Annotated in this window: 16 protein-coding genes; 12 read left to right on the forward strand and 4 right to left on the reverse strand. The window is 64.8% G+C overall.

Annotation, left to right across the window (positions count from 1 at the left end; genetic code table 11):
- On the forward strand, positions 1–2,460 hold a 2,460-nt coding region (locus AWC27_RS21275; RefSeq protein WP_139837137.1), incomplete at its 5' end, for an SDR family NAD(P)-dependent oxidoreductase.
- 29 nt (positions 2,461–2,489) lie between these two features.
- Positions 2,490–9,518 (forward strand): beta-ketoacyl synthase N-terminal-like domain-containing protein, encoded by a 7,029-nt coding sequence (locus AWC27_RS21280; protein WP_169726830.1) that lies wholly within the window; start codon positions 2,490–2,492, stop codon positions 9,516–9,518.
- Here AWC27_RS21280 and AWC27_RS21285 read toward each other — a convergent pair.
- Positions 9,515–10,243 (reverse strand): lysophospholipid acyltransferase family protein, encoded by a 729-nt coding sequence (locus AWC27_RS21285; protein ID WP_245847372.1) that lies wholly within the window; start codon positions 10,241–10,243, stop codon positions 9,515–9,517. The genes AWC27_RS21280 and AWC27_RS21285 overlap by 4 nt on opposite strands.
- Before the next feature lie 378 nt (positions 10,244–10,621).
- On the opposite strand from AWC27_RS21285, the gene AWC27_RS21290 reads away from it, so the two are divergent.
- Positions 10,622–11,491, forward strand: a complete 870-nt coding sequence (locus AWC27_RS21290) for a glycosyltransferase family 2 protein (protein WP_085672311.1) — start codon at positions 10,622–10,624, stop codon at positions 11,489–11,491.
- A gap of 6 nt (positions 11,492–11,497) precedes the next feature.
- Here the strand turns inward: AWC27_RS21290 and AWC27_RS21295 are convergent, their stop codons facing one another.
- Both AWC27_RS21295 and AWC27_RS21300 read right to left on the reverse strand, forming a co-directional pair.
- Positions 11,498–12,880, reverse strand: coding sequence for an acyl-CoA dehydrogenase family protein (locus AWC27_RS21295; RefSeq protein ID WP_085672312.1), 1,383 nt, complete (start codon positions 12,878–12,880; stop codon positions 11,498–11,500).
- Between the two features lie 87 nt (positions 12,881–12,967).
- On the reverse strand, positions 12,968–13,384 hold the full coding sequence (locus AWC27_RS21300) for a WhiB family transcriptional regulator (RefSeq protein WP_085672355.1): 417 nt from the start codon (positions 13,382–13,384) through the stop codon (positions 12,968–12,970).
- Positions 13,385–13,536: 152 nt separating this feature from the next.
- Here AWC27_RS21300 and AWC27_RS21305 point away from each other — a divergent pair, with 152 nt between their 5' ends.
- The 6 genes from AWC27_RS21305 to AWC27_RS21330 all read left to right on the forward strand — a co-directional run bounded on the left by AWC27_RS21305 (position 13,537) and on the right by AWC27_RS21330 (position 17,734).
- A complete protein-coding gene (locus tag AWC27_RS21305; RefSeq protein ID WP_085672313.1) occupies positions 13,537–14,313 on the forward strand; it encodes a helix-turn-helix domain-containing protein in 777 nt (258 codons plus the stop codon).
- A complete protein-coding gene (locus tag AWC27_RS21310) occupies positions 14,310–15,113 on the forward strand; it encodes a C40 family peptidase (RefSeq protein ID WP_085672314.1) in 804 nt (267 codons plus the stop codon). The genes AWC27_RS21305 and AWC27_RS21310 overlap by 4 nt, the downstream gene beginning before the upstream one ends.
- A 61-nt stretch (positions 15,114–15,174) precedes the next feature.
- Positions 15,175–15,537: a DUF4226 domain-containing protein gene (locus AWC27_RS21315; protein WP_085672315.1), complete on the forward strand. Its 363-nt coding sequence runs from the start codon at positions 15,175–15,177 to the stop codon at positions 15,535–15,537.
- A 90-nt stretch (positions 15,538–15,627) separates the two neighbouring features.
- The gene (locus tag AWC27_RS21320; protein WP_085672316.1) at positions 15,628–17,028 is read left to right on the forward strand and encodes a DUF4226 domain-containing protein; all 1,401 of its coding nucleotides are present in this window, start codon (positions 15,628–15,630) and stop codon (positions 17,026–17,028) included.
- Between the two features lie 48 nt (positions 17,029–17,076).
- Positions 17,077–17,394 carry an ESX-1 secretion-associated protein gene (locus AWC27_RS21325; RefSeq protein WP_085672317.1) on the forward strand — a complete coding sequence of 106 codons (318 nt, stop codon included), beginning with the start codon at positions 17,077–17,079 and terminating at the stop codon, positions 17,392–17,394.
- Positions 17,395–17,428: 34 nt separating this feature from the next.
- On the forward strand, positions 17,429–17,734 hold the full coding sequence (locus AWC27_RS21330) for a DUF2694 family protein (protein WP_085672318.1): 306 nt from the start codon (positions 17,429–17,431) through the stop codon (positions 17,732–17,734).
- Positions 17,735–17,749: 15 nt separating this feature from the next.
- Here AWC27_RS21330 and AWC27_RS31295 read toward each other — a convergent pair whose 3' ends face one another.
- Entirely contained in the window at positions 17,750–17,893 is a 144-nt protein-coding gene (locus tag AWC27_RS31295) for a hypothetical protein (protein WP_169726831.1), read from the reverse strand.
- Between the two features lie 78 nt (positions 17,894–17,971).
- Between AWC27_RS31295 and AWC27_RS21335 the strand changes: the two genes are divergently transcribed.
- From AWC27_RS21335 to eccB, 3 genes are read left to right on the forward strand one after another with little or no spacing between them, the layout of a single operon-like run.
- Positions 17,972–18,838 carry a DUF5631 domain-containing protein gene (locus AWC27_RS21335; protein WP_085672356.1) on the forward strand — a complete coding sequence of 289 codons (867 nt, stop codon included), beginning with the start codon at positions 17,972–17,974 and terminating at the stop codon, positions 18,836–18,838.
- 50 nt (positions 18,839–18,888) lie between these two features.
- On the forward strand, positions 18,889–19,215 hold the full coding sequence (locus tag AWC27_RS21340; RefSeq protein WP_085672319.1) for a DUF2710 family protein: 327 nt from the start codon (positions 18,889–18,891) through the stop codon (positions 19,213–19,215).
- A gap of 54 nt (positions 19,216–19,269) precedes the next feature.
- Positions 19,270–20,778, forward strand: a complete 1,509-nt coding sequence (eccB, locus tag AWC27_RS21345; RefSeq protein ID WP_085672320.1) for a type VII secretion protein EccB — start codon at positions 19,270–19,272, stop codon at positions 20,776–20,778.

Genomic DNA, 20,778 nt, shown 5'->3' on the forward strand with positions numbered 1-20,778 from the left:
ATCAAGCGGGTGGAGATTTTGTCGGCGGTGCAGCAGCGGGTGCCGGGGTTGCCTGAGGTGGAGACGGCGGCCATGGCTGGGCTGGGCACGCTAAACGAAATCGCCGACTATTTCCAGGGTCTGCTCACGCCGACATACAGCGCCCCGGGCGGAGACCACCGCCCTTTTGAGTTAGCCGGAGCTGCGATTCCCCGCTACGCGGTGCGTGCGGTCGCAGTTCCGGCTAGCGGAATGGGAATGCCAGGCCTCCACCGCGTCGCCAACGTCGAAATCGTCGGCGGCCCAGATGCCCAAGATGCGAATGCCAACGCATTGGCAGCGACTCTTCGCAACCAAGGAATCCGTGCCACGGTCGTGGCCCACACCACCCCCGACGCCGAAGCTGTCATACATCTTGGCGGACTTGCAAAGACAGCAACCCGGTCCGAAACGCTGGCACTCAACCGGATGGTATTCGCCGACGCCCAACGCGTCGCCGCAAAGTTCCAGGAGCGCGGTGGAACTTTCGTCACCGTCCAGGACACCGGTGGCAGTTTCGGCCTGCTCGGCGATCCCGGCCAACGCGCCTGGGCTGCCGGCATAGCCGGCCTGGCCAAGACCGCGGCACAGGAATGGCCGGCCGCCCAAGTCAAGGCCATCGACCTCGCGGTCGGCAGCCTGTCACCGGTTGCCGTCGCCGAATGTCTCGCGCAGGAGGTCATGGCCGGCGGCGCCGAATTGGAAGTCGGGCTAGGCAGCCCGCACGGCCGAATCGCCATCGTCGCCGACGAGAAGCAGGTCGCCACGCGCGCGAATCGCATTGGCCCCCAGGACGTGATCGTGGTGTCAGGTGGTGGGCGCGGGGTCACAGCCGCCTCGGTGGTCGCCCTGGCAGAGCAGACGAAGGCCGGCTTCGTCCTCATCGGGCGTACCGAACTCGGCGAGGAGCCTGCGGTCACCCGTGGGCTGACCACCGATGCTGAGCTCAAGCGGGCAGTGCTGAGCTGGGCCACCCAACAAGGGCGCAAGCTCACACCCCGGCAACTGGACTTCGAAGTCCAGCGGATCCTGGCCGACCGCGAGGTGCGCGCCACCCTGAACGCGGTGCAGGGCGCCGGCGCCCGGGTCCGCTATGCCTCGGTAGACGTCTGTGATACTGCGCAACTCAACGCGTTACTCGACAGCGTGCGGACCGATTTCGGGCCCATCACCGGGTTGGTCCACGGTGCGGGCGTGCTGGCCGATGCGCCTTTGCAGAAGAAAAACCTGGAAGGATTCGATCGGGTCTTCGACACGAAAGTCGGCGGGCTATGCGCGCTGCTGGACGCGACGGCCGCCGATTCGTTGAAGCTCATCTGCCTGTTCTCCTCGGTGGCCGCGCGCACCGGCAACACGGGCCAAAGCGACTATGCGATGGCCAACGAGATCCTGAACAAGGTGGCCCTGGCCGAGCAAGCCCGCCGCGGTCGGGGTTGCCTCGTCCGCGCGCTGGGCTGGGGTCCGTGGGACTCCGGCATGGTCACCCCGGCACTCAAGTCGATGTTCGAGTCCCGCGGCATCACGTTGGTCGAACGTACCGACGGCGCAAAGGCTTTCGTTTCCGAGGTGCTGGACGGACGGACAGACCATCCCGAAGTGCTGTTGGGCGGCGGCGTGTCGGCCGGTCCGCCAACGCAACCCATTCCTGCCGCAGGCCGGGCCGCGTTCGTGGTGGCCAATGCGGCCCGGCAGCCACACGTGCTCGATCACCGCATCAAGGGCAACGTCGTGCTGCCGGTCGTACAAGCGCTGGAGTGGTTTGTGCGGATGGCCGAGGCATGCCGGCCCGGACACCGCGTGGCCCGGCTGCTCGACGTCAAGGTGCTTCGCGGCGTCGTGTTGCACGACTTCGAACGACACGGTGACCGATTGCTGGTGCGCTGCGCGCCCGTAGAAGACCAGCCGAATCGACTGCTATGCACGCTGTCCGACTTTTCAGAGTCAACCGCCTACTACTCCGCGATGGTCGAAATCGGTTCGGGCACAGCACAAGTACCGGCGGGCGCGCAGGCAGCGGGCGGATGTCGTCTGCCGCATGAGGGCGTCCACTACGAGAGCGACGGCGCGCTCTTCCACGGTCCGGCATTTCAGGTACTCGACGGTGTGGATTGCCAGAGCTCGACCGCCACCGGGTCGCTGCACGGCCTGGCCGCTGCGGGCTGGCGAGACGACGGTTGGGCTACCGATCCAGCGGCGCTCGACGGGTGTCTGCAGCTGGCGACGGTGTGGAGTTTTGAACAACTCGGTCACAAGACCCTGCCGCTACGGCTGGGCGAAGTCGTGCGCTACCGAGCCGGTGCGCTGGGGGCCGGGCTTCGGTGTGTGCTGTCCAACGGTGACGCGCGGAGCAACCGGGCGATCTGCGACATAGACCTCGTCGACGCCGAAAACCGTTTGATCGCGGGCGTCAAACGCCTCGAGCTGTACACCTATGGCAGCTGAGCGGGCCGATGATGTCGCGGAGTCCGGTTGTGAAATTTGACCCCATCGCGATTGTCGGTCAGGGGTGCATTCTTCCGGGGGCGCTGAACTGTGACGAGTTATGGATCACGGTTCGGCAGGGCCGAGACGTCCTCGGTTCACCGGACCCGGAGTACTGGGGCGTATCCCCGGTGCGCATGCTCCGGGACCACAAGGGCGGACCCTCGTTTGACCACACCTGGTCGGAGCGCGGCGGATATGTGCGCGGCTTCACCGAAATGTTCGATCCCCGCACCTTGCTGCTCGACCCTAAGGAACTCGACGGGCTTGACCCGCTTTACCTGTGGACCATCGAGGCGGCCAGGCAAGCGATCGAAAGCGCCGGCTGGCGGGCCGGTGAAGTTCCCGGCTCTGCCGGGGTGATACTCGGCAACTTGGTCTACCCGACCAAGACGATGACAGATCTTGCCGAAAAGGTCTGGCGCGGTGAGCAACATGGCATCGACTGGCGCAACCGTTTCATAGCCGGACTGCCGGCGCATCTGATCGCAAATGCATTGGGCTTGACCGGTGGCGCTGCCGCTATCGACGCCGCCTGTGCCTCTTCGTTGTATGCCGTCAAGCTGGCTTGCGATCGCCTGCACGACGGCACCGCGGACGTGATGCTGGCCGGTGGTGCCAATGGGGCCAGCGATCTGTTCATCCACGTCGGCTTCAGCGCCCTGCAGGCACTGAGCCAATCGGGAAGGTCGCGGCCGTTTCACCGCGATGCCGACGGCCTGGTCCCCGCCGAGGGCGCGGCCATTCTGGTGCTCAGGAGGCTGGAAGACGCGATCGCCGACGGCAGCAACATACTTGGCGTCATCCGCGGCATCGGTCTCACCAACAACGGAAGAGGGCAAGGGCTGCTGGCGCCGTGGCAGGAAGGGCAAGAGCGCGCGATGCGACTGGCCTACGACATGGCTGGCCTTGAGCCACAGGACATTTCCCTTGTCGAGTGCCACGCCACGGGTACTTCACGTGGCGACCTGACCGAACTTCTGACGATGGCGCGCATCTTCGACGGCACGACGGACGTGCCCATCGGATCGATGAAGTCGAACATCGGCCACACCTTGTCGGCGTCTGGAGCCGCCGCGATCATCAAGGTGATCAATGCGATTCAGGCCGGGATACGTCCGGCAACGCTGCACGCTGAGGATCCGCTCTCCTACATTGCCGAGTCACCCTTTCGGCTACTTACCCAAAACGAGCCCTGGACTGCCGACGGACCGCGTCGGGCCGCGGTCAACAATTTCGGCTTCGGTGGAAACAACGCGCATCTTCTGCTCGAAGAATGGATCGGTCCGGTCGGGCACTATGGCACCGCGCCGAAGCGACCAGCGGGTCAACCCCGAGCTGACGGTGACATCGCAATCGTGGGACTCAGCCTCCTTTTGGGTGACGGCCATGAAACCGCCGCAGTCGCAGACCATCTGATTACGGGTCAAGCACTGCTGCGCGATGATGGCAGCGGCGGCCGGCGAGCCCAGATGGACAGCATCAGCATCGACTTCAGCCAAACCTGCTTCCCCCCTGCCGATCTCAAAGAGGCATTACCCCAACAGCTGGCAATTCTCAGCGCAGCGCTCAACATCGACGAGCTGATCCACCGGCTGCCAGCCGACACAACGAGCGTGTTCGCCGGAATGGGCTGCGATACCGAGGTCACTCGATTCGAACTGCGCTGGCGGTTGGCCGATGCGGTCGAGGACTCCGCCGAGTTGACACTGGCACGCGACGGTGTCGCGCCGAGCCTGACCGCCGCGGCCGTGGTGGGAACGATGCCCAACATCGTGGCAAACCGATTGAACTGCCAATTCGACTTACGCGGACCGAGTTTCAGCGTATCGCGAGCACAACTGTCGGGTACTACGGCGCTGGAGCTGGCCGCGGGAGCGTTACGTCGCGGCGAAATCGATGCAGCGGTCGTCGGCGCGGTGGATATGAGCTGCGAACCCGTACACGAAGCGGCCGCCCGTGAGTTGCTCGGAACGGACGAGCAGCTCCCCGGCGACGCCGCCGTCGTGCTGGTCCTCAAGCGGGCTACCGACGCACGGCGTGACCAGGACACGATTCTGGCCATCCTGCCCGCAGATCAACAGCCGCGCGGTGAATCCCTAAGGCTGGGAAACGCTCCCGGGGCGCTGGATCTCTCGCCGGCCCTCGGTCACGCGCACGCATCTTCTGGACTGGTCGCGGTTGCCGTCGGCGCACTCTGCGGACTATTGGGCGTACGGCCCGACGGTACTCAGTGGAAATCCCAGGGCAATTCGGTCGTGGTGGCGCTCACCGGATTGGCCGGCCAGGACCAACAACTCGTCCTGACACCACCGCCGATGAACCACCACACCGACGCGTCGGCCAGATCATTGTTGCCGGCCCCCCGACCCCGCCAGAACACAACAACCTGGCTGCACCTACCCGCTCATTCGCCCACGGTGCGGATGCCGACTGCCGCTGTCGCCACGCATGAACCGGAGCAATCTATGACAACACTCCTCCCGACACCCCTCCCGGTTCCGCCGCCGTTACCCAAGGTTGAAGAGGCATTCGCGCGGGTGCCGCTGGGCGCGGCACTGGACCTGCAGCTACCGCCCGAACCTCTGACGATCCGTCACGACTACGGCAAGGTCAGCCCCGCAGCCGCCCGGGCGACGCAAGGCGGCGTCCGCGAACAAACCCGTACCGGAACGCTGTGGAGCGAAACCGATGTCACCGCCGAAAGTCGTTGGCTACACCGCGGCCGCATGCCGGCCGGCTTCATGCTCGACAGCGGTCTGATCGACTGCATGCCGGTCTCGTGGACGGGTGCGGAGAACGCCGACCAGGGTGATCGGATTTATCGGCTGCTTGGCTGTGAAGTGACATTTCTCGGTGGACTGCCCGAGATCGGCGACACCCTACGGTTCGATGTCCAGGTAGACGGTCATGCCCGCCTGGCCGACATCCCGCTGCTCTTCTTCCACTGCGACTGCACTATCGACGGTAAAGAGCGGTTGCAGGTCAGAAGCGGCCAGGCCGGTTTGTTCTCCGCCGAGCAGTTGGCCTCGCCCAGGGGCATTCTGTGGCGACCGGAGGACGAGACAGTCACCGGCCCAATGGAATTCACACCATCGCAGACATCGCGCACCTCGCTCGATCGCGCCGAGCTGGAAGCATTGGGCGCCGGCCGGGTGTGGCAGACGCTCGGCACCGGGTTCGAGCGCGCCGCCAGCCACACCCGCACGCCATCCGTCCCGGGCAGCGACATGCTGTTCGTCGACGAGGTCACCGAAATCGATTTCACCGGCGGACCCTGGGGCCGTGGCTATCTGCGTGCGGTAGAGCACGTGAATGTCGACAGCTGGTTCTTCGCCGGGACTCAGGACGACCCATATATGCCGGGCCCACTGATGTATGAGGGCGCAATGCAGGCCATGGCCGTGTACATGACCGGCCTCGGCATGACCCTGGAGTGCGACGGGTGGCGCTTTGAGCCGGTGCCCTTCGAGACCTACAAATTGCGCTACCGGGGGCAGGTCACGCCGCACTCGCGCGAGCTGGTCTACGAGGTATTCGTGCGAGAGGTCATCGCCGGTCCGGAGCCCACCCTGTTTGCCGATCTGCTTTGCACGGTCGATGGATTGCCGACGTTCCACTGTCGCCGGATGGGCCTGCGGCTCTCGCCCGGCTGGCCAATGGATATGGGCGGTAGCGAGCTGAAAGCTTCTGGACAATCCAGAGCGGTCGCCGAAGCAGACGGGTTCAGCTTCGATGAGGACGCGATGCTGGCCTGGGCTGGCGGAAAGCCCTCCCTGGCATTCGGGCCCCGCTACCAGGAATTCGACAACCATCGAAAACTGATCCGACTGCCTGGGCCGCCCTACAACTTCATCTCCCGAGTCAGCGATGTGGCCGGCGACATGGGGGCGATGACGTCGGGAGCCGTGGTCGTCGTCGAGTACGACGTTCCCTGCGACGCCTGGTATTTCGCTGCCAACGGCCGGCTAACCATGCCCAATGCGGTCCTGATGGAGGTCGCATTACAGCCGTGCGGCTGGCTGGCAGCCTACGTCGGGTGTCCACTGAGCACCGATTTAGACCTCTACTTCCGTAATCTCGACGGAACCGGTGTACAGCACCGCGAAATCACCCCAGCGACTACGACGTTGCGAACCAAGGTGATCCTGAAAAGCATTGCGCAAGCCTCCGACACCATTCTGGTGAGCTTCGACGCCGAGACATACGCCGACAATGAATTGGCTTACACCATCGACACGGTATTCGGCTTCTTCCGGCGCGACGCACTGGAGCAGCAGGTGGGCCTCCCTGCCACCGGCGAGCAGCGGGCGGCGCTCGAACTTCCCTGTGAGGCAACGGTTGTCGACCTGACAGCCCCAGGCCGGCGCTCCGCACCGGGACCGCGACTGGCCGAGTCCATGCTGGTGATGATCGACCGGGTGACGGGTCGCTGGCCCGACGGCGGCAGCGCCGGTCTGGGGCGGTGGCGTGCCGTCAAGGACGTCGATCCCACCGAGTGGTTCTTCAAGGCGCATTTCTACCGCGACCCCGTACAACCCGGGTCATTGGGTATCGAGGCATTGTTGCAGCTGTTACAGTTCGCCATGCTCGACCTCGGCTTGGGCGAAGAAGCGGGGGCGGCAGCGCATTTCGAACCGGTGGCGCTGCACGAGCCGATCACCTGGCGGTATCGCGGTCAGGTGCTGCCGGCGACCAAGCTGATCACATCGCTGGTGGAGATCACCCGAATCACTCGCGACGACGACGGTATCCTCGCCACAGCCGAAGGCTCACTGTGGGTTGACGGACGGCGAATCTATAGCGTGACCAATCTTGCCATGCGTATCAAAGGTCAAGTGCCACTTAGGCGGTCGCCGTTGCCGACCGAGATTCCCGCCGCGCTTCAGGGCGCCACGATGGAGACCACGATCGATCCTGCCCGCGACCTTTGGATTGCCGATCACTGCCCGACGTACACCATCCCGACCCTGCCGATGATGTCGGTGATGGATCTGTTCGCACAGGCGGCCGGCCAGGCTTACGGCGCCGCCAAAGTGGTCGAAGTCACCGATCTGCGGGTGGTGCGCTGGATCGTCGTCGACTCTCCGAAACGACTGCGGGTGGTTATCGAGCCGATGGCGCCGGGACGCTGCGACGCCCGCCTGGAAGTATGGCGCGACGCGCCGAGACCGGTGATGTCGCGCTGGGAAACACATGCACACGCCACACTGGTCACCGCGAACCAATACCCCAGCGGCCCAGCCGATCCGCCGCCGTTGCACGACACGGTGCCATTCGCCAACCCCTACGAGACGGGCGCCATATTCCACGGACCCGCGTTCTCCACTGTGCTGGACGGCGCCCGGATCGGCCGCAACGGCTCGTCGGGGAGGCTTGCCATCAACCGGTGCAAAGTTCCGGTAGGCCGGCTGCACCCGGGACTGCTCGACGGCGCAATGCACCTCGTGCCACTCGGCGCGTGGAGTGTGTGGACCAACGATGATGTCGATGTCGAATCCTATGTGGAGGCCAAAGACTCGACCGTGGCGTTGCCGCATCGGGTGCAGTGGGCCCGTTTCTACAGCGACACCCCCCGGGATGGGGAGGTGGATGTGGAGATCCGCTGCGTCGGTTTCGACGATGCCGAGAGCCGCATGCCCATGATCGAACTTTGGCTCAGCGCAGGCGGCAACCCCTGGGCCTGCATCCGTGTCGTCGGGATACTGCTGCCCAAAGGACCTCTCGGCCAGGCCGGCGGACTTCAGCAGCGGGCCTTCCTCGGTCACCGCCGTGCGGTGCCCGCGATGTCGTTGAGTGAACGGCTGGAGCCCGGTGTCGTCATGCTCGATGCTGACCGGGTGGCGACGATGAGCTGGCTCAAGGGCACTCTGCAAGCGGTGTATTGCACCGAAAGCATTGGCAATAACTTGATTTCGGACGTGGCGGCCAAGGAGGCCGTCGCGTATGCCGCCCATGACGCCATCCATCCCTCGCAGGTTCACACCTCCGTGGGTCGGGTGTCGTGTCCGGCGTTGCCGCTGGAGCGCATTGCTCTCGAGGTCCACCAAGTACGCCAGGGCGCGTTTCGTGCGGAAGCCTCGCTGCAGACCGACTGGCAGGCAGTTCGCACCTGGTGGACCGACAAACTGGACATGCCACCGGGCTGGTTCGGCGATCTGCTCAAGTGGGCCTTGCTCTCTCGTTACGCCAGACACGTCATCGTCACCGATCCCGATGCGATGGCGGCGGTTCGCGGCCGTCCCGTGTTGCTGCTCGGCAACCACCAGGTGATGATCGAGTCCCTCTTGGCCATGGTGATCGCTTCGTGGGTGACCGACACGAAAGTGGTCCCGATCGCCGGCATCAAACTTCAAAACAATTGGATTGGAAAGCTAACCCGCTTCGCGGACGCCCAGGCGGGACGCGACTTGGGCATCATGCGGTACTTCGATCAACAAACGCCCGAGCAGTTCTTCGGACTGATCGAAGACATCAAATCGGACACCGCCGCCCACGGGGTGTCGACGTTGGTGCATCCAGACGGCACTCGATATTTCCGGTCGGGTCAGCGGGTCGAAAGGCTTACATCCACCCTGCTGGACATGGCGCTGGAAATGTCGATGCCGATCGTGCCGCTGTTCTTCGCCGGCGGCTTGCCCGAGGAACCCGTGGATCCAAAGCTCGAAGTGCCCTATCGCCAAGCTGCGCAAGACTATATCTTCGGCCAGCCGATCATGCCTGACGAGCTGCGGGCATTGGGTTACGCGCACCGTCGCCGACATGTCATCGACGCCATCAATGCCCTGGCCCCATTCAGCGACGCGCCGCACGAGCCGAACCTGCCCCTGGAGCGCAAGATCGCCGCAGTTGCCCCGGGTGCGCCCCCGCTGGAGTCGGTGTGGGATTGCATTGAAGACGCGCTGGATGCGCTGCCGGTCAATTGGCGCAGCACCATCAGCATCGACGATTGGATGGCGACTCGATCAACCCAGCCCTACGCCGGCACCAGCGCAACCGCCCGGCACCGCGTGCACTAGGGCGTTTTCCCGACGGCCTGCGGCCAATCGGCAAGCGTGTCGATATACAGCTGGCGGATTTGCGCAATGTGTTCGGGCAACGAGTCGGGTGTCCAGCCGTCGACCGAAATCGGCGGCAACACCGCAATATCCACGGTCCCAGGAGTGATCGTGAAGGATTCGCGGGGGGCGACGTCGGCCACGTTGCGGATCACGATCGGCACAATCGGTACACCCGCGGCCATCGCCATGCGGAACGCACCCTTCTTGAACGACCCGACCCCGGCCCCGTCTTGGCGAGAGCCCTCGGGTGCGATCAACACCGATATGCCTTTTTTCGTCCGTTCTTCGATTTCGCGCAAGGTATTTACCGACGCTGCGGTGTCATCGCGGTCGAGGAATGCTGCGTCGACGCATTTGAGAATCGTGCCGACGATCGGGTCGCGCGCCAGCTCCTTCTTGGCGACTTTGATCCAGTTGTCCCCCATCAGTGCCGAGGCGACAAACGGGTCGAATCGGCTGCGGTGGTTGTAGAGAAAAATCGCCGGGCGCTGCGCTGTGAGGTTCTGCGCGCCGACGACATTGAGCCGTACGCCGCCGGCTTTAACCACCAGCCCCGGCCAGGTGGAGGTGAAAAGGTTCAGCCCGCGGCGGCGATTCCAGGTCAGCAGACCCAGTACCACCGCGGCCGCTGCGAGCGGAAATGCCGAAAGGACGCCGATAATGGCGCGGATCTGGCCCACCACCACACGAATCCGGTGTCGTAGCCCTCCGGAAACCGGGCCGTCCGTGCGGCCAGTCCCCGAGCCAGTCCGATGTGCCACTTCCGATGCCACCGCTGCGGCCTCCCCTGAATAGTGTCCGGTTGACGCGCCACCGGTATGAATGGAAGCGCACCAACACGTTAGTACGGTGGCCCACGCTTGGGGAGTCGATTATCAAGATCAGTTCCGCGGCGGCGGATTCACCGTGCAGTCCCCGCGAATTAACCCGCTGAAGGATCCTTGCTTTTGTTTGCGAACATATTGAATGCCGAACCTGGCGCGAGCTAATGTGTTTAGGATCAATGCAGCCGCCCGGTCGGGGGCGCATGGTCAAATATTCGGGCGCCGGAGGTCAATTCGATGTCGCAACTGCCCACCGTCGCCATCGTAATTCCCGCCTATAACGAGGAACGTTTCATCGCCAAGTGCCTGGACTCGTGCCTCGACCAAACCTCGACGCCCGAAGAGATCATCGTCGTCAACAACAAGTCGACCGACGACACCGTTTCGGTCGTGCGCAGGTATCAGGAAAACAACCCGCACGTGAACATACGGCTGCTGGAACAGAATGAATATCAGGGCATCGCACCCACCCGAAACTGTGGCTTCGATAATGCCCAGAGCGAAGTCATCGGCAGGATCGACGCCGATTCCATTATCGCGAACGACTGGGTGCAGACGGTGCGCAGCTGTTTTTGCGACGGAGGTGTCGACGCGGCCACTGGCCCTGTCGTCTTCTATGACATGCCGCTGCGCAGCTTCACTTTCTGGCTGGACGCGCGGCTACGCAGCAGGGCGCAGCGAAAGGCGACGAATGAGCGGTTTCTGCTGGGGGCAAATATGGCTATCCGCAGCTCGGCCTGGAAGGCGGTCCGCCATCTCACCCAACTGGACTTGGAAGATCGCCTGCATGAAGATGTCGACCTCGCTCTGACGCTGTTCGAAAACGATCACGAGATCTTGTATGCCCCAACCATGGTGGCGGGCATGTCGGGGCGCCGGGTGAATTGTTCACTGCGTGACTATTACCGGTATGCCGGACGTTATAGCCGCACGACAAAGGTGCACGGCATTAGCAGCTCGTCGGCACGCACTGCCAAGGTGGTGCTTATGCTGCTGTATTTCCCATTTCGAACCATGCGCTTCTTCTATGACGGCGAAAGCCTGCAATTCACCTGGTCGAAATTGCGCCATGAGTTGCGCAAGCGGAATAGGGTGCCCTCGGCATAGAAAGCGTCATCGACCCGGCGGCCGCAGCGCTTGCATGGCGACCCGCATGATCGGTTGCGGAATCCTGTCTTTCATCGCTAACGCGGCATCGGCAGCGCGGGAGCGCAGTGGCGTCCCGCGACCGAACATCCGGTTCAGCGGCCCGCCGGAGGGCTCGATCCGCACGTGTAGTGGCGGGGTATCGACGTCGGCCCCCAGGGCGTTCGCGATGACCATCCGCTGAATCTCGCTGGTGCCTTCAAAGATGGTGTACAGCTTGGCATCTCGGTACCACTTCTCCACCGGATGGTCGGTGATGTATCCCCAGCCGCCCATCGTTTGAATGGCGCGCTCGGTGGCTTTGACGGCGACCTCGCTGGCGGCGAGCTTCGACATCGATCCTTCGCCGCGCTGGAACGCAACGTTGTTCGCCGCCATCCAGGATGCCCGCCAGGTCAGCAGCCGGGCGGCGTCGATTTGAGTCGCCAGCTCGGCCAGCGGAAACGCTATGCCCTGGTTGTCGATGATCGGACCGCCGAACGCCTCCCGCTCGGTCGCGTACGCCGTCGCGTATTCCAATGCGGCGCGGGCGATTCCGATTGCCTGGGCGGCGACCATCGGGCGGGTCTGTTCGAATGTTCCCAATGTCGCTGAGCCGGAGCGCTTTCCACCCGCGACCGCTTCGCGGGCCTTGGCCAGCTTGTGTTCGAGTTTCTCGTGCCCACCGAGCAGGTTGTCAGCCGGAACCCGGACGCCGTCGAATCGTAGTTCGGCGGTGTGCGACGCCCGGCAACCCAACTTGTCGAGTTTGCGCACCAGCTCCAGGCCGGGGGTGCCGCCGGGCACCACGAACAGCGCCTGACCGCGGTGGCCCAGTTCCTCGTCGACCACCGCGTTCACCACGTGCACGTTGGCGATGCCGCCGTTACCGATCCACATCTTGTGGCCGTCGATGATCCAGTCGTCACCTTCGCGGCGAGCGCGGGTGCGCAGATTGCGGACGTCACTGCCGCCCTCGGGTTCGGAAATCGCCAGCGCGGCCAACTTGAGATCACCTGGTGTGCCGAAACATTCGGGGGCCCAATGCAGCATTTGCTCCGGTGAGGCGGCCTGGCCGATCGCCGACAGCGCCAACGCGGGCATGACGATCGCCAAGCCAATGCCGGCGCAACCCCAAAACAGTTCCTCCATGAACATCGGCAGCGATAGCCCGGTTGGGTCGCCGATCAAATCGCGGTAGAACAGTGGACTGTAAAACCCGCGCCGGGCCGCCTCCTCCAGCACCGGCCAGGGAAACTCCTGTCGCTGGTCGTAGTCGAGTGCGACCGGACGGACAACTTCTTCGGCGAACTCGTGGGTCCGCCGGGCCAAATCGTGCTGAGCCGCGGTTGGTGTCAAGTCAAACGTCATGATGCGCCTTTGGGTCGACTTCTCCGTCCCTGCGGCTGCGACTACCCCGTCGGCTGGGTCAGCAAACTGCCGGCCGGCCCGAAGCCGTCATGCGGCCGAGCGCGGACCCAGCTGCGCCAACGGAAGATGCAAGACGACCGCCGGGACCGGGACCGCGCCGTCCTCGCGGCGCGCCAACAATGCCGCGTTCTCCGGTAGTTGCCGGGCGTTGATCTCACCGGCGGCAATCCGGCGCAGCACCTCGTGCGCCATCGCCAGCTGCTCGCGCTTCCGGTACTGGCCGCCGGGAAGTTTTATCCCCGCCCATACCCCGTATTCCTCGCGGTGCTCGATGGCGCGTTGCGCGCACAGCCGCTGCTGGGCGAGTGGGCAGCGGCGCAGGCACTGGATGCGTGCCTCGGTGGCCGACCGTTCGTAGGCGCGGGCTTTGGCCGCGCCGTCGCCAGCGTCGTCGTCGGGGTAGCCGAACCACAGTTCCGGGTTGGCAGTGCAAGGGTTCGCCATGGCCGCCATGTGAGCGCCTCCTTCATTCGGTGAAACGTAGGTGGAAGCGTATATGCAAACGGCCGGCCGCCGCAATAGAAAGGCGATGAAAACGTATATCGGCAAGGCTGCCGTTGCCGCTGTGTACTATTCGTTCATGGCCGGAGCCCGCGGTGAGCCGTGAGTCGGCCGGCGCGGCCATCCGCGCCCTGCGCGAATCGCGCGACTGGTCGCTGGCCGATCTTGCGGCCGCGACCGGCATCAGCATCATGGGCCTTAGCTACCTGGAGCGCGGTGCCCGAAAGCCGCATAAAAGCACAGTTCAAAAGGTCGAAAATGGACTGGGCTTGCCACCGGGGACCTATTCGCGGTTGCTGGTCGCCGGTGATCCCGAGGCCGAGCTAGCCCGATTGATCGCGGCGCAGCCACCCAAGCCAACGTCTTCGCCACGGGCCGGGGCCGTCGTCGTCGATCGCCACAGTGACACCGATGTCCTCGAGGGATACGCCGAAGCGCAGCTCGATGCGCTGCGTTCAGTCATCGATAGATTGCCTGCGACGACATCAAACGAATATGAGACGTATATTCTCTCCGTGATCGCACAGTGTGTGAAGGCGGAGATGCTGGCCGCCAGCTCGTGGCGGGTGGCGGTGAACGCCGGTGCCGAATCGACCGGTCGGCTGATGGAACATCTGCGGGCTCTCGAAGCGACCCGCGCTGCCCTCCTCAAGCGCATGCCGGCCAGCTTGACCGCCCGCTTCGACCGGGCGTGTGCGCAGTCGTCACTACCGGAACCGGTCATCGCGGCACTCATCGGCATCGGTACCGACGAAGTGTGGGATATCCGCAATCGCGGCGCCATCCCCCCGGGCGCGCTGCCCCGCGTCCGTGCCTTCGCCGATGCGGTCGAGGCGCCAGAGCAACTCGAGCCAGCCGAGGGGGATCGATGACGCGCAGCGAAGTCGAGGCATTGGGCCGTGCACACCAGCTTTTCACCGGTGACGCTCGGCTTTCAGCACTCGACGCGGGGATATCCAGCCTGCCTCAACTAAAAACTGTTGTAGCACAAGGGAATTACCAACAGGCGGCGCGGCGCAGCCGGGCGACGCTGCTATCGGCGGCGCGAACCGATGCGGCGGCCGCGGCCGTCATCGCCGGGGCGCACCGGGGCCGGGCCGCCGCAAGGGAGCTCACCGGGCGCGTCGTGGACGAGGCCCGCGCCGATGCCGCGTGCGATCAGCCGACGCCGTTGGCTCAGCGTGAGGCGATGCGCCGCCGCGTCGCACGGCTGCGTGCGCAACATGCGCATGTCATATCGGCACGTCGGCAGGCACGACGGCACGTGGCGGCGCTGCGTGCGCTGCGTTATCGAATGGCGCACCATCCTGGGTCACGCCGGATGCCCGCGGCGAGCGGGCGGGCTGGCATCGCGGTGCGAGCCGCGCTATCGCGATTGGGCCGTCCTTATGTCTGGGGGGCCACCGGGCCCAACCAATTCGACTGTTCCGGGCTGGTCCAGTGGTCGTATGCACAGGCGGGCCTGCACCTGCACCGCACTACCTACGAACAGATCAACGACGGGATTGTGGTGCCGCACTCGCAGGTGCGCCCGGGTGATCTGGTTTTTCCGCACGCGGGGCATGTGCAGATGGCGATCGGCAACAACCTGGTTGTCGAGGCGCCCTATTCGGGTGCCTCCGTGCGGATCAGCCAGTTGGGCAACAACGTGCAAATACGGCGTCCCTATTGAGAACCGTTCGGATAACGGATAGTCGCCCAGCTCAGATGGGCCGGATGAGAAGGTTGTACCCATGTCGGACCAAACCGGGTCTTCGCTAGCCGCGATTGCGGAGCGGCAGGCAATTTTGGCCAGGCAGCACGGCGCACTCGCCGAGGCCGACCGTGTGCTGACCGAGGCCCTGGCCGACGCACATGCGGCGATGCGGGAAAGCGTGCGCCGGCTCGACGCGATCGCAGCCGAGATCGACCGTGCTGCGGCATACCATGCGGAGCTGGCCGTCGATACGTCGTTGGGGGCGCGCGAGTTTCAGCGATTTCTCTTGGCCAAACAGCGGGAGATCGCCGCGGTCATCACCCAAGCCCGGGAACTGGGTCAGTCGAAAAGTGCTGTGCTGCACAGCCTGCGGTCGCAATACGAGACTCCGGCCGGCTAAGCGAAGGTGAATTGCCGGCAGCTCGCCGCCTGAGTACTGTCGCCCGGCATGGAGGGGTCGCAAGGTTGCCCGCTACGGGCCGGCTAGCCGATGTCGACGTATACGGAGCTACTGGCGGCCATCAAATCGGTGCGCGATGCCACGGGCGACCCGAATGCGTGGCAAGCCGGGCTGACACCGCGCGAGGTGGCCGCCGTGATGACCCCCGCCACCCGCTCGGAACAACTGGACGCGATTCTGGCGAAGATCCGCCAACAACATTCGCGCCTCTTCAACCCGGCGGCCGGATCCGCTCCGCCGCCACCCGGCGCCCCGCCCCAACGGCAGGAAGGCGAAGCCGCCAAGGCCATTGCTGAGGCCGAAGCTTCTCTGGCACACCAGAATTCGGCTAGTTCGCAACTCGACCTGCAGGTGATCTCGGCCATTTTGAATGCTCACCTCAAGACAGTCGAGGGTCGCGATGCGCTGAACAAGCTTCAGCAGGAGACGGAAGCCGCGGTACGCACGCGATCGGATCTTGACACTCCTGCCGGTGCCCGGGATTTCCAACGATTCCTGATCGGCAAGCTGCGCGATATCCGTGAAGTTGTCGCGAACGCCAGCCTTGACGACACGTCGAAATCGGCCCTCATGGCGGCGTGGACGTCGTTGTACAGCGCGTCGAAAGGCGAACCCGGTGACCACCAGGTGTCCACGCGGCCCGTCGGCGCGTCAGCGCGCGAGACCGCCGCCGATCCGGCGGGATTGCCTGACGATTCCTACTTCGATTCGCTCCCGCTTGACGATCCTGGGCTGCTGGCCGAGGCGTCACCGGCACCGCCGAGCACCCCGCCCACTGCGGCGGCGATGCCCGGCTTCGGGGCCCTGCCGATGCCGGGCGCCGGAGCGATCCCCGGCTCGGGCTGGGGTGCGCCGGGCGGACTACCGCTATCGGGGTTGGCGCCAGGCGCCGAAGGCGATTCCGGATTGCCCGACCGTGAAGACGGCGACTTCGAGGATGTCCAGCCGACCGACCACGAGCAGGCCGACGAGGCGGACGACCACGACCCCGACCACGAAGAAGAACCCGACGCGAAACCCGAATCACCACCGGCCGGTCCGACGACGGTGACCTTGCCCACCGGCGAAACGGTAACTGCCGCAAGCCCTCAGCTGGCCGCGGCGATCAAGGCGGCGGCCGGTGGAGTGCCGATCGCAGAAGCCTTCCAGCAACAGGGAATTGCCATCCCCCCGCCGGGCACGCCGGTCCCCCAACCCATCGACCCGTCCCGCGTGGCCCCAGGCGACATCGGCATCTTCACCGAACGTCATGCGCTTGCCCTCGGCGCGAGCAAAGCCCTCCTGGACGGGCAGATCCAACACATCTCCGCGGTGACTGGACCCAGCTTTCTAGGCTGGGAGCATCCGCCCGCGACCGCGACCGCGACCGCGCCGGCCACAACCGGAGCACCGACGCCAACCCGTCCGGCGGCGACGCCGACCACCTGGTAATAGTGAGGCCGCCGGCCGCACGACCGGCGCACGGAGAGGAGACAGCGGATGGCAGACCGCATCCACGTGGTGCCCGCGCACTTGCGTGAGGCCGCTGCTCACCATCAGCAGACGGCCGAGCAGTTGCGCACGGTCCCGTCAGCGCACCCGGCGATCCAGGAAAGTCTGGACTCACTGGGCCCCATTTTCAGCGAGTTACGTGACGCCGGCCGTGAACTGCTCGAACTCCGACGGCAGTGCTACGAACAGCAGGCCGACGACCACGCCGACATCGCGCAGAGTCTTAGGACGTCGGCAACAATGTGGGAGCAGAACGAGGAAGACGCATCGCGCATCCTCGGAAGCCTCCGAAACCAGGACCTATGACGGCGATGACGGGCATGACGGGTCGCGGGATTTCATGACCGAGGCCAATCCCGCATTCGACACGGTTCATCCCAGCGGCCACATCCTGGTCCGGTCCTGCCGGGGTGGATATATGCACAGCGTCGCGTTGAGCGAAGCGGCGATGGATACCGACGCCGACATCCTGGCGGAAGGCATCTTGCTGACGGCTGACGTGTCCTGCCTGAAGGCACTGCTGGAAGTGCGCGACGAGATCGTGGCAGCAGGACACACGCCATCGGCGGAAGTTCCCACGGCCAACGATCTCGACACGGCTATCGAACGGCTGCTGGCGCACCAACTGCGTCGACGCGAGCGCTGAGGAACTAGAGAGGAACTAGAGCAGCCAGCTCTTGGCGGTCTCTGGGTCGGGTGCGATGTCGGAGGGCGGCTCGATCGGGTTGGCGCCGAACAGGTCTCGCGCCCGCAACAGCAGCGCGCGTACTTCGTCGAGTTGCTGCTGCAGCGCAGAATCGGCCATGTGCTCACGCTACCCAGGACGTATCAGCCACACAATTCACCGTCTGCGCACCCGATAACGGGCCGGTACGCTGTGCCGGTGGCGATCTTCGGTCGGAGGAGGGCGCGGCAGCGCCTTCGGAGGGCGACCCGAGAATCACTGCTGATTCCGACCTTCAGCTCTCGCCCGGATTGCACTCCTCAGGTGACGCCTGGCCTGGACCCTGCCGAACTGGCACCGAATGGCACCAGGAGCCCCGAGACGTCTCGGGGACATCGCGCCGACCTGGATAAGACTCAGGTGATGCCGGCCATCCGGGATGCGGAAGTCCCCGAGCCGCCGCAACCTGAACCGGAATCAGACGACGAGCGGCTGCTGCGGCTGCTGGTGTTCGTGGCGCGTCAAGAACCCCGGCTGAACTGGGTCGTCGGCGACTGCACCGACGGCACCACCGTCCTGGCTACCGACCTGGCCCACGGCTGGATCCCGCCGGGCATCGCGCTTCCCGAAGGTGTGCGGTTGTTGGCGCCCGGGCAGCGCACCGGTCGCGCCGCGGCGTGGATCGGCGCCGCGACGCGCTGCGCAACCTACAGTCCAGGCGCGCCAGCACGATGGCCCGCTGATGTCGTCGCGACCAAACCGTCAGCGCAGCCCTTCGAGTTGCCCATGGTCGAGGGACTGGGTCAGGAGCTGGGTGCGGCCACGCATCGGCGTGACGGGCTGCCCAAGATGGTGCACACGATGGCTAAGGTCGCGGCCGCCGGAACCGGTGTGGTGGAAGAGGAAGTCGATCTCCTGCGCGTGCACCTGGATACCTCTCGCTACCAGCTGCTGGCCCAGTATCCCGATGTCGATGCTGCGCAGTTGCTCAACTGTATGTTGCTCGCCGCAACCGCTGGCAGCGTCAGCAATGACGCGATAGCGGCGAACTACCACTTCTCCTGGTTCACCAAACTCGGTCGCTGAGTACGTCCTGTGGATGAATTGACGCTGGTGGGGGGCGTCGACATACTGTCATGGTGTCGGGGTCGGGTCGCCAGGAATTGAGCGACCTCAGCGACCGGGACCTCGTCGAATCGGTTCTTCGTGAACTGAGCGAAGCGGCTGACAAGTGGGAAGCACTTGTCGCGCAGGCCGAGACCGTCACTTACAGCGTGGACTTGGGTGATATTCACGCTGTAGCAAATTCCGACGGCCGGTTGCTCGAGTTGACGCTGCATCCGGACGTGATGACCGGCTACGCCCATAGCGAGCTGGCCGACAGATTGAACCTCGCGATCGCAGCGCTGCGAGAAGAGGCAGAGGCCGAGAACCAGGCACGGTACGGCGGCCGTTTGCAGTGACATCGGTGCCGGTACGACAGACGGATTCGTATCGGCGCCGGAAGGAGAATGCCTGTGCCACTCAATCTGTCCAACCGAGATCAGAATTCGGGGCACCTGTTCTACAACCGGCGGCTACGCGCTGCGATCACTCGGTTTTCGGTACGGATGAAGCACGACGACCGCAAACAGCAAGCGGCGGTAGCGCTTTCAATCGTCATCGTCGTGATTGGCGTCGGCTGGATGGCCCTGCTGCACGTGATGAAGCCCGCCGGCTTGATCGGGCAGTCGAACATCATCGGAAACCGTGACACCGGCGCCATGTACGCAAGAATCAACGGGCGCCTTTATCCCGCGCTCAATCTCACCTCGGCGCGACTGGCAGTGGGCAGTGCCGCAACCCCGACCTGGGTGACGGCCGGCGAAATCGCGAAGTACCCGACCGGCCCGATCGTCGGCATCCCCGGGGTGCCGGACAGTCTGCCGGTTACCGCCGGCACCGTATCGGCATGGTCGGTTTGCGACACCGCGCAAACCGGGGGAGCCACCCGCAGCGGCGGAACCACTCCGGTGGTAACCGCGATCGCGGGCCAACTCTCGCCGCTGGGCCGGGCTGTGGCGCTGGGCCCCAAGCAAGCAATTCTGGTCACCCACAGAGGCGCAACGTATGTGATCTGGGGCGGGCAACGGTCCCGCATCGACCCGACCGACCGTTCGGTGACGTTCAATCTTGGCCTCGATCCCGGGCTGACCTACCCGGTCGAAATCTCCAACGCGCTGTTCGACGCGATGCCCTCCACCGAACCCATTGTGCTGCCGGCAATTCCGGAGTCCGGCACACCATCGCAATGGCTGCCCGGCGCCAAGGTGGGTAGTGTGCTCGAGTCCCGCGATGCCAATGGCGCCGTCAACGGCTTCTACGTGTTGCTGCCCGGTGGAATGCAGAAGATCAGCAGCTTTGTCGCAGACCTGTTGCGTACCGGCGATTCTCAGGGGTCGACAACGCCAACGCTGATAGCTCCGGACAAGCTCATTCAGATACCGGTCGTCGACGTGATCGACGTTGACTACTATCCATCCGGCAAGCTGGAATTTGTTGATACGGCAGCCAATCCGGTGACCTGCGTGGGCTGGGAGAAGCAGTCCAGCGACCCCCAGGCCCGGATCACCGTTTTCACCGGCCGCGGCCTGCCGGTTCCGATCGGCATGGATTCGAGGTTGGTGCAACTGGTTCGGGACGACCGCAATCCCGACTCCGCCGAAGCCCACCAGACCCTGGTCTTGCCCGGAGCGGCTAATTTCATAGCGACGACGAGCGGTGTGGCCACCGCCCAGAGCCGGGAAAGTTTGTATTGGCTTTCGCCGCAAGGCGTTCGGTACGGCATTCAGTCGGACCAGCCGACACTGCGGGCACTTGGACTGGATCCGCGTTTCGCGGTCCAAGCGCCGTGGCCGATCGTGCGTACCTTCGCACCCGGCCCCGCCATCAGCCGCGACGCCGCTCTGGTCGCGCGCGACGTCGTCCCGGCGGGCGGCGTGGTCGCGCCCATTCCCGATTCCAACCAGACCAACGGCGGGGGCTAG

It is taken from the genome of Mycobacterium szulgai, assembly GCF_002116635.1.
GTDB classification, from domain to species: Bacteria; Actinomycetota; Actinomycetes; order Mycobacteriales; family Mycobacteriaceae; genus Mycobacterium; species Mycobacterium szulgai.